The organism is aff. Roholtiella sp. LEGE 12411, from assembly GCF_015206995.1.
Lineage (GTDB): Bacteria > Cyanobacteriota > Cyanobacteriia > Cyanobacteriales > Nostocaceae > Komarekiella.
Genome location: NZ_JADEXR010000064.1, coordinates 22,366 through 30,613, shown reverse-complemented (window position 1 = coordinate 30,613; position 8,248 = coordinate 22,366). Strand labels below are relative to the sequence as shown.

Annotated in this window: 8 protein-coding genes; 3 read left to right on the top strand and 5 right to left on the bottom strand. The window is 43.8% G+C overall.

All coding sequences use genetic code 11. From position 1 onward, the window contains the following. Positions 1-335: zinc ribbon domain-containing protein (locus IQ246_RS15725; RefSeq protein ID WP_194004284.1), on the top strand; the 335-nt coding region annotated here is incomplete at its 5' end. A 35-nt stretch (positions 336-370) separates the two neighbouring features. Here the strand turns inward: IQ246_RS15725 and IQ246_RS15720 are convergent. The 5 genes from IQ246_RS15720 to IQ246_RS15700 all read right to left on the bottom strand — a co-directional run bounded on the left by IQ246_RS15720 (position 371) and on the right by IQ246_RS15700 (position 5,708). Then, positions 371-1,366, bottom strand: coding sequence for a DnaJ C-terminal domain-containing protein (locus IQ246_RS15720; protein ID WP_194004283.1), 996 nt, complete (start codon positions 1,364-1,366; stop codon positions 371-373). Between the two features lie 164 nt (positions 1,367-1,530). Further along, positions 1,531-1,992, bottom strand: a complete 462-nt coding sequence (locus IQ246_RS15715; RefSeq protein ID WP_194004282.1) for an AAA family ATPase — start codon at positions 1,990-1,992, stop codon at positions 1,531-1,533. A gap of 79 nt (positions 1,993-2,071) precedes the next feature. Next, positions 2,072-3,361 (bottom strand): glucose-1-phosphate adenylyltransferase, encoded by a 1,290-nt coding sequence (locus tag IQ246_RS15710; protein WP_194004281.1) that lies wholly within the window; start codon positions 3,359-3,361, stop codon positions 2,072-2,074. 219 nt (positions 3,362-3,580) lie between these two features. Continuing rightward, positions 3,581-3,859 carry a hypothetical protein gene (locus IQ246_RS15705; RefSeq protein WP_194004280.1) on the bottom strand — a complete coding sequence of 93 codons (279 nt, stop codon included), beginning with the start codon at positions 3,857-3,859 and terminating at the stop codon, positions 3,581-3,583. 121 nt (positions 3,860-3,980) lie between these two features. Then, the gene (locus IQ246_RS15700; protein ID WP_194004279.1) at positions 3,981-5,708 is read right to left on the bottom strand and encodes a S8 family serine peptidase; all 1,728 of its coding nucleotides are present in this window, start codon (positions 5,706-5,708) and stop codon (positions 3,981-3,983) included. 518 nt (positions 5,709-6,226) lie between these two features. Here IQ246_RS15700 and IQ246_RS15695 point away from each other — a divergent pair. Together IQ246_RS15695 and IQ246_RS15690 are read left to right on the top strand one after the other, a co-directional pair. Further along, entirely contained in the window at positions 6,227-7,687 is a 1,461-nt protein-coding gene (locus tag IQ246_RS15695) for a glycoside hydrolase family 13 protein (protein WP_194004278.1), read from the top strand. 168 nt (positions 7,688-7,855) lie between these two features. After that, positions 7,856-8,092, top strand: coding sequence for a DNA-directed RNA polymerase subunit omega (locus IQ246_RS15690; RefSeq protein WP_194004287.1), 237 nt, complete (start codon positions 7,856-7,858; stop codon positions 8,090-8,092). Positions 8,093-8,248: the final 156 nt, after the last annotated feature.

The following is an 8,248-nucleotide window of genomic DNA, read 5'->3' as shown; positions in this document are numbered from 1 at the left end:
CTATTAATGACGCATCTTGGTATCAGTTTCGTGTCTGGGTTGAATACTTTGGAAAAGTATTTAAACGGGTCACGGTTGCGGTTAATCCGCAATACACTAGTCAAGAATGCTCTAGCTGCGGTGTCATAGTCAAGAAAACACTATCCACTAGAACCCATGTATGTTCGTGTGGATGTGTGATGGATAGGGATGAAAACGCAGCTAGAAATATCCTTAGTCGAGGATTGGGTACGGTAGGGCATATCGGAACCTCTGCACTAGATGTAGGCAACGCTTGCGGAGATGAAACCTCTACTCTTTTTGGCGAAAGCCTGATTGAGCAAGTTATGTCTTAGATTCAAGAATCCCCGTGCATTTATGCCGGGGAGTGTCAAAGCTTGACTTGCTGCAAATGACTCCGGGGATTATAAGTACGTATAGCCCGAATTTTTTCATAATACTCCCGCTCTTGTTGGCTAAGTTCTTTTGGTGGAATGATTGCCACCTTCACAAACTGATCGCCACGTCCACCCTTGGCTAGCGGCCAACCTTTACCACGCAATCGCAGGGATTGACCAGAACGCACCCCAGCAGGCAACTTGACATTAACTGTACCATCGGGTGTGGGTACATCAATAGATGCTCCTAGAGTGGCTTCATCTGGGGTGATTGCTACTTCACACACAAGATTATCGCCTTCAATTTGGAAGAACGAGTGCGGCTGTAACTCAACCTTTAAGTATAAATCTCCCCGTTGTTGGGTCATTGGGTTGATTTGACCTTTACCGCGCACACGCAGACGATTACCCGGTTTAGCTCCTGCGGGGATACGAACATCTAATGTTTCATTGCCTAAACTAAAGCGCTTTTGCACACCATGAAACGCTTCTGAAAAAGTAAGAGCGATCGCAGCTTCACTATCTTGGATTGCGCCCCCACCTGTATCTTGAAAACCAAAATCGTTAAAGCCACCAAAACCATTTGGCGCTCCTGTAGAAGTGCGGTAAGAGTAGCTTTGTCGCCCATTACGAGGGGTACTACCACCAAAACGCCCTAGCAACTCATTGATGAATTCATCAAAATTGCCGTATTGACTGAAGTCAAAGCCACCCATATCAACGCCGACACCACCAGGTGGAAAACCTTCACCAGCCTGTTTCCAATATTGACCAAATTGGTCATATTTTTTGCGTTTGTCTGTGTCTGATAAAACTTCGTAGGCTTCGTTAACTTCTTTAAAGCGTGCTTCAGCCTGTTTGTTGTTTGGGTTAACATCAGGGTGAAATTTGCGAGCTAGTTTACGAAAGGCTTGTTTAATTTCCTCTGGACTGGCAGTCTTACTAACTCCCAAAATTGCGTAATAGTCTTTAAAGTCAGTTGCAGCCATCTACCAGCCTCCTATAGAAATTCCCGTTATATTTTTTTACGATGTGAGATTTGTTGTTTGCCAGGTATAATGCCAAACAAAAACTCTGATTTTAAATTAACAAACAATACAGAAAATCAAGTGTGGTTCTCGCTCAACATGTCAGCGCAATTCCCGTACTCCCGTCAATGTTTGAGGTGAATTAGGCTGTTTATTCCTTCTTCTAAGCTTGGGGGAGCATCCCGGAGTTGACGGTACATCCGCAAGATGATTTCTTCAGGAACCTGGCGCGATCGCCTTTTATTGCGTGTCAAACACAGCCAAACTGGCGTGTCCACCCAAATCCCAGTTATATGAGTAAAGCCCACATCCTGAGCTAGGGTGATGAGTTCACGGCGATGGCGTCGCTGGGCGTTGGTAGCATCATAAATTGCCGTACTATCTGCGGCGATCGCTTGCTGAAACTGCCACTGAATCTCACGCCAAATCAGCAGCCATGACCCCTGAATCGCCTGTGAACCAAACAGTTGCCCCCGAATGACATCTGTAGAAATTAGCTGCATTTGGGGGCATTTTGCCATTAATTGTTTTGCCAAAGTTGACTTACCACTACCAGGAAGACCAATCAGCAAAAAGAGTTGAGTCATGAGTTAACAGTCCAAAGTCCAAATTATTCAGTCTTGACTCTTGACCCTTGACCCTTGACTCTTGACCCTTGACTCTTGACTAAATAATAGTCCCATCATGAATCACAGCATTTTTCAGCACAACAACAATGCCACTGCGAATGTAGAAACCTTGACTTTCGCGGTCAGCTTCTTGCACATTATCTTTATTGATAATCTTGACATCATGACCGATGCGAGCGTTTTTATCGACGATGGCACGGCGGATGATCGTGTCCGTACCAATGCCTACGGGAATATTACCTTTTTCCAAGCTACATTGGCGTTCTACATAAGGTTGATAAAAATCTGCACCCATGAGTAGGGACTCTTCAATGATGCAACCAGATTCAATCCGCGATCGCACTCCTAAAACTGAATGTTGAATACGGCAGTTTTTCAAAATACAACCTTCGCCAATAATCGCTTCTGTGATGTGGCAATCTAAAAGTTTACTGGGTGGTAGATAACGAGGACGGGTATAAATTGGTGCTTTTTCGTCATAAAAACTAAAGGGTGGTTGTGGTTGGCGAGTCAGTTCTAAATTTGCATGATAAAATGCCTCGATTGTTCCAATATCTTCCCAGTAGTCATCAAATAAGTATGCTTGAACGTTGTAATCTTTACTGGCATCAGGAATAATTTCTTTGCCAAAATCAGTCCGTTCTATAGATTCTCTCAGCAACTTGAACAAAACATCTTTCTTAAAGACATAAATCCCCATTGAGGCAATGTATGGCTGTAATTGGGCTTGTTCTTTTGTTAATCCCAGTACGCTGGTATCGACACGCATTTTGGTTAAAGCGTCGCCTTTGGGTTTTTCGCTAAAGTCAATCACCCTACCGGAATCGTCAATTTTCATCAAACCAAAGTCTGAGGCGCGGCGTTCGTCGATGGGGATAACTGAGAGAGTAATATCAGCACCCGTTTCTTTGTGGCGCTGGATAAATAAACGGTAATCCATCCGGTAAAGATGATCACCTGAGAGGATCAGATATTCTTCTGCATCCCATTCTTCCATCAGCCATAGGTACTGGCGCACAGCATCGGCTGTACCTTGAAACCAGTTGGGGTTTTCTGGCGTTTGTTGTGCAGCTAAGACTTCTACAAACCCATCGCTGAAGCCGGTAAAGTTGTAGGTACGGGCAATGTGACGATTTAAAGAAGCTGAGTTAAATTGTGTCAGGACATAGATTTTGAATATTTCGGAATTTATGCAGTTACTGACTGGGATATCGATTAAGCGGTACTTCCCTGCTACTGGTACTGCTGGCTTAGCGCGGAGTTTGGTTAACGGATAAAGCCTAGTACCCGCACCACCGCCAAGAATGATTGATAATACCTTTTTCACAAAAATTCTCCCGACTGCCTTTCAACTCTCATCTTCAGTTTAGGACTGTATGTGGCAGCTGGTAAGAGAAGATTGAAGATTATAATAAGTGAATTTTACAAAATGTTATTGGTTACGAATGGTACTGGCAATAGCTAACAAGTTAGAACATTTGTATCAAGGAGTCGGAAAATTTGGGGAGCGATCGCTAAATTTGGTAAATAATCAACCTGTACTCAACTATCTCCTCCTCTTAACCAAACGCAATTTTTGCGACAGTGTTAGATACTGTACCCAAGGTTGCTCTGATAATTGCGAGATGGCATTAGGTGAAAGTGTTGCAGTAAAAACATCTTGACCATTGGTGACACCGCCGACGCCCAAGCTTTCTAAAATGGCAGTTGCAGCTGGGTCTGTAATTGATTCAGTATGGATGAAAACTGTCAAACTCTGTTCTTCTGCGTCTTGAACATTATTTAGCGCTGTGGCAAGAGCCGTGTCTAGCTTCTCATAATTCATCAGCAGTTCCTTGGTAAAAGGGCAGGCACTTGTGAGCTTGCTATACAATCAACCTATCAAATTTATAGGTCATCATTGCCTACCCTTGTACAGACGTAGATATACCCGCTTCTCAGTCTAATTACAGATTTAATGCATTAATCACTCCATAGCCCCATTTGTTATCAAATGTTCCTGCGGCTTTTCCGGGAATAGAACTATTTTTACGTAGCAATTCTTTGACAGCAGCCGGATCAAGCTTGGAGTCACGCTGTAACAGCAGTGCTATTAAGCCGGTGACGAACGGTGTCGCCATGCTTGTACCAGCTAAAGCTACAAACTTGGAATTAACCGTCATCGAACGGTCAAAACTGGCATTAGAGGAAAGCGTAGAAATAATCATCGCTCCCGGTGCTGCCACATCCGGCTTTTGCACCTTATTCCGCAGAGGCCCTTCACTACTGAACTCAGAAATGCCATGTAATTCCATGCCCATTTCTCGCGCCTGAGCATCAATATCTGTGTAATTACATTTAGTAGTATAGGCAGCTACTGTAACCGCACTGGTAGCAGCTCCTGGTGCTCCAATTTTCACTGAGTCCTTAACGCTCGTACCTGTGAAAAACACCGACGACGAATCATCTAATGTCCACACATCTAAACAGGTGTTGTTTGAGGAAATGTTACGTACCCGTAGTTGCCAAATACCTCCTTGTACTGGCATCTTGCCTTTACCACGAACTTGGACAAAGAAATTATGATCGCCATTAACTGGATCAGCCCCTGGTGTCGCCACTTGTACCTGTGCATCTGGCAAATCGTAATCCTGTGTGGGATTGCCATTAGCAATAACTTTTTGAAAGGGCGTGACAAAACCATTAGGGCCGCGCACCGACACTTCCAACTCACTGTTCCTGGAATACCAAGCATTTAACCAAACTATACCTACTTGATTTAGAGGAACATTAAAACGCATACCACGCGTACATTTGGCGGGTATGGTTGCTTGACCATGAATATTGTCGTTCCCCTCGTTCCCAGCTGCACAGCAAACAATCCGTCCAGGGCCAGTTTCGGCATCAATGATTTTTGATAGGGAGTCGCTACCATCGTGGGCATCGGCGTGTCCACCTAAGCTGAGATTCACTACAGCAGGGCGTCCTAACTCACTTGCTACTCGGAAAATGTAGCGAACGCCATCGGCAATATGGGCATCTTGCAAGTCAGTCTTGATAATAACCAACTCTGCGTCTGGTGCTACACCACCATAAGTGGTATCAGCACCGGCGGCAATTCCAGCAACGTGAGTACCATGACCGTCAGTATCTTGGGAGATTGTCAGCTGTGCTCCGGTAAGTTCAGCCCCATAGCTGCCCTCTATTACTCCTGGGCCTGGCAGTGTTTGATCCCAAATGCGTAAAATCCGCCCATCAAAGGCGGGGTGCTTTGGGTCAATACCACTGTCTATAATGCCGATGATGACTCCTTTACCGGTTAATCCAGTTTTGCTCTTAAAATCTGGTATGTGGACTGCTCCAGGTGCAACGTCCATTGCTAGCTTAAGTTTGCGCGATGGTTTGATACGCTGTACAGCAGTTTCTTCAGATAAAGCATCTAGACCATCTATCGGTAAGTAAGCTGTCCGCACACTTCCTGTGCTTTGATTGACTTGAATACCATATTGTGATAAGGCACTTAAGTCTGCTTCATCATCGCAGTAGATAAAAATAACGCTCTTAGTAGGCTTAACGATGCTTTTAGAGGTAACTATACCAAGCGATCGCTTGTGCGTAATTAAAGCTGGCTCTCCTTCACTTTGATAGTCCTGATATGCCAAAAGTAATCCGGGAGAAAGTTTTTCGTGTCTCATTATTACCTCAAATTTAATTTCTTAAGAGTCAAGAGTTAGGAGAAACTATGTTTTGAATCCTGAGTTCTTTTCTGTGACTCCGACTGAATGCAACTTGGTATAACTCATCTTGCTGGATTATGTCTCCCTCAAAGTGCTTTTAGCTGGCTAGTGCAACATCTTTAAATTCGAGTATTACCAGTAATTTGCATGAGCTATGAGACTAATCCAGTATTTACCTCAATCGTTACGGACTACTTTAAGTGCAAAATAATTAAGAATTATTAAGTAATAATTAAAATTAATGATATTAGTAAAAATTAAAACCAAAAAATATAGACTAATCAAAATATTTAAGACTAATAACATTTGTGTAAAAATAATAAGCGGATAGCAAAGAAAGCAAGGGACAATGAGACAACTGACTCTTGACCCTTGACCTTTGACTCTTGACTATTACCCAATTTTCTATCATAAGTAAGAGCCACAAAGAAGCTAGTATTTGCAACGATCGCTTCTGAAGGTACAAAAAGTAATTCATGCAAATTCAAACACCAGACTGGGTGAAGCACGCTGTTTTCTACCAAATTTTTCCAGACCGTTTTGCTAGAAGCAAACAGCCGCAAAAACGGCTATTACATGAAACCCGTTGGGAAGATTGGGATGCTATGCCAACACTCCAAGGTTACAAAGGTGGCGATTTATGGGGCATCTTGGAGCAATTAGACTATATACAAGACCTGGGAATTAACGCGATTTACTTCACACCCATTTTTCAATCTGCTAGTAATCACCGCTATCATACCCACGATTATTATCTAGTTGACCCGATGCTGGGTGGCAATGAGGCTTTTAAGGAATTGCTAGACGCAGCCCATCAACGAAATATCAAAGTCGTTCTCGATGGAGTTTTTAACCATTCCAGCCGTGGCTTTTTCTTTTTCCATGACGTTTTAGAGAATGGCCCTCATTCCCCTTGGGTAAATTGGTTCAAAATTGAAGACTGGCCCTTGTCACCCTACAATGGAGAGTTCCCTGCTAACTACGCGGGTTGGGCTGGAAATCGGGCGTTGCCAGAATTTAACCATGATAATCCCGAAGTGCGGGAATACATTATGGAAATTGCCGAATATTGGATTAAATTCGGCATTGATGGTTGGCGGTTAGATGTACCATTTGAAATAACAACTCCTGGTTTTTGGCAAGAGTTTCGCCTTCGGGTTAAAGCCATCAATCCCGACGCCTACATTGTTGGGGAAGTGTGGGGAGATTCCCGTGAGTGGTTGGATGGAACGCAATTTGATGGCGTGATGAATTATCTTTTTGCCGGGCCGACAATTGCCTTTGCTGCTGGCGATCGCGTAGTCTTGGAACAAGTGCAGACACGCGATTATAAACCCTACCCACCTTTATTTGCTGCTGAATACGCGACTAAAATCCAGGAAGTACTTCAACTTTACCCCTGGGAAATTCAGCTAACTCAACTTAATTTGCTAGCAAGTCACGATACAGCGCGACTGATGACCATTGCTGGTGGTGATAAAGCTAGTGTAAAATTGGCAACTCTACTAGTACTTACCTTTCCTGGTGCTCCCAGTATCTACTATGGTGATGAAGTTGGTTTACCTGGTGCTATAGATCCCGACTCACGTCGTGGCTTTCCTTTAGAAGCTAACTGGGATCGAGAAATTTTCAATACTCATTGCCAATTAATTTCCCTGCGTCATGCTTATCCAGCTTTACGTACAGGTGATTACCAGGTTCTATATGCTCAAGGAGAACTATACATCTTTGCACGCACTTTGGACAAAGAGGAATTAATTATCGCCGTTAACGCTGGTACAGCTTCAGTAAAAGCGAATGTAAACATCACAATGCATACTCAACCCAACAAGCTTTTATATGGCACTGCTGAGGTTGAGTGGAATAGTAAAGAAGAAACTCAGCAGTTGACGTTGACTGTTCCCGCACGCAGTGGCTGCATCCTAGGTGTAGGGTAAAGAGGATTGGGCACTGGGAACTGGGAATTGGGGAACAAGGTGAATAACTAATCAATGCCCAATGCCCCATGCCCAATGCCCCATGCCCAATGCCCCATGCCCAATGCCCCATGCCCCATGCCCAATCTTTACTGCTACACTGGGGAATGTCCCCGAGAACCACTAACTATGCTAAAGCGTTCTAAGTTCGAGACAACTCAATCTCAGATTATGCATCGTTCTGAAGATCTGATTAGTGCAGCCTCAAATCGCTACCGCATTACAGTTCAGGTGGCAAATCGTGCTAAACGTCGGCGTTACGAAGACTTTGAAAGTGCCGAAGATGCCATGATGAAACCAGTCCTAAGAGCAATCATTGAGATGTCCGATGAACTGACTCAACCGGAAATTATCGGCGAAGTATAAAAACAGTAGTGAGTTGAGAGTGCTGTTAGCGATCGCGGGGCGTTGAGCCTGTATAGCACTCTTATCTCAAGATAGTTGCTATATGAAAGAAAAAAAACTTTTACCTTGGTCAATCATCTCAACACTAAAAACTCAGCACTGGTTACGCCACACTAA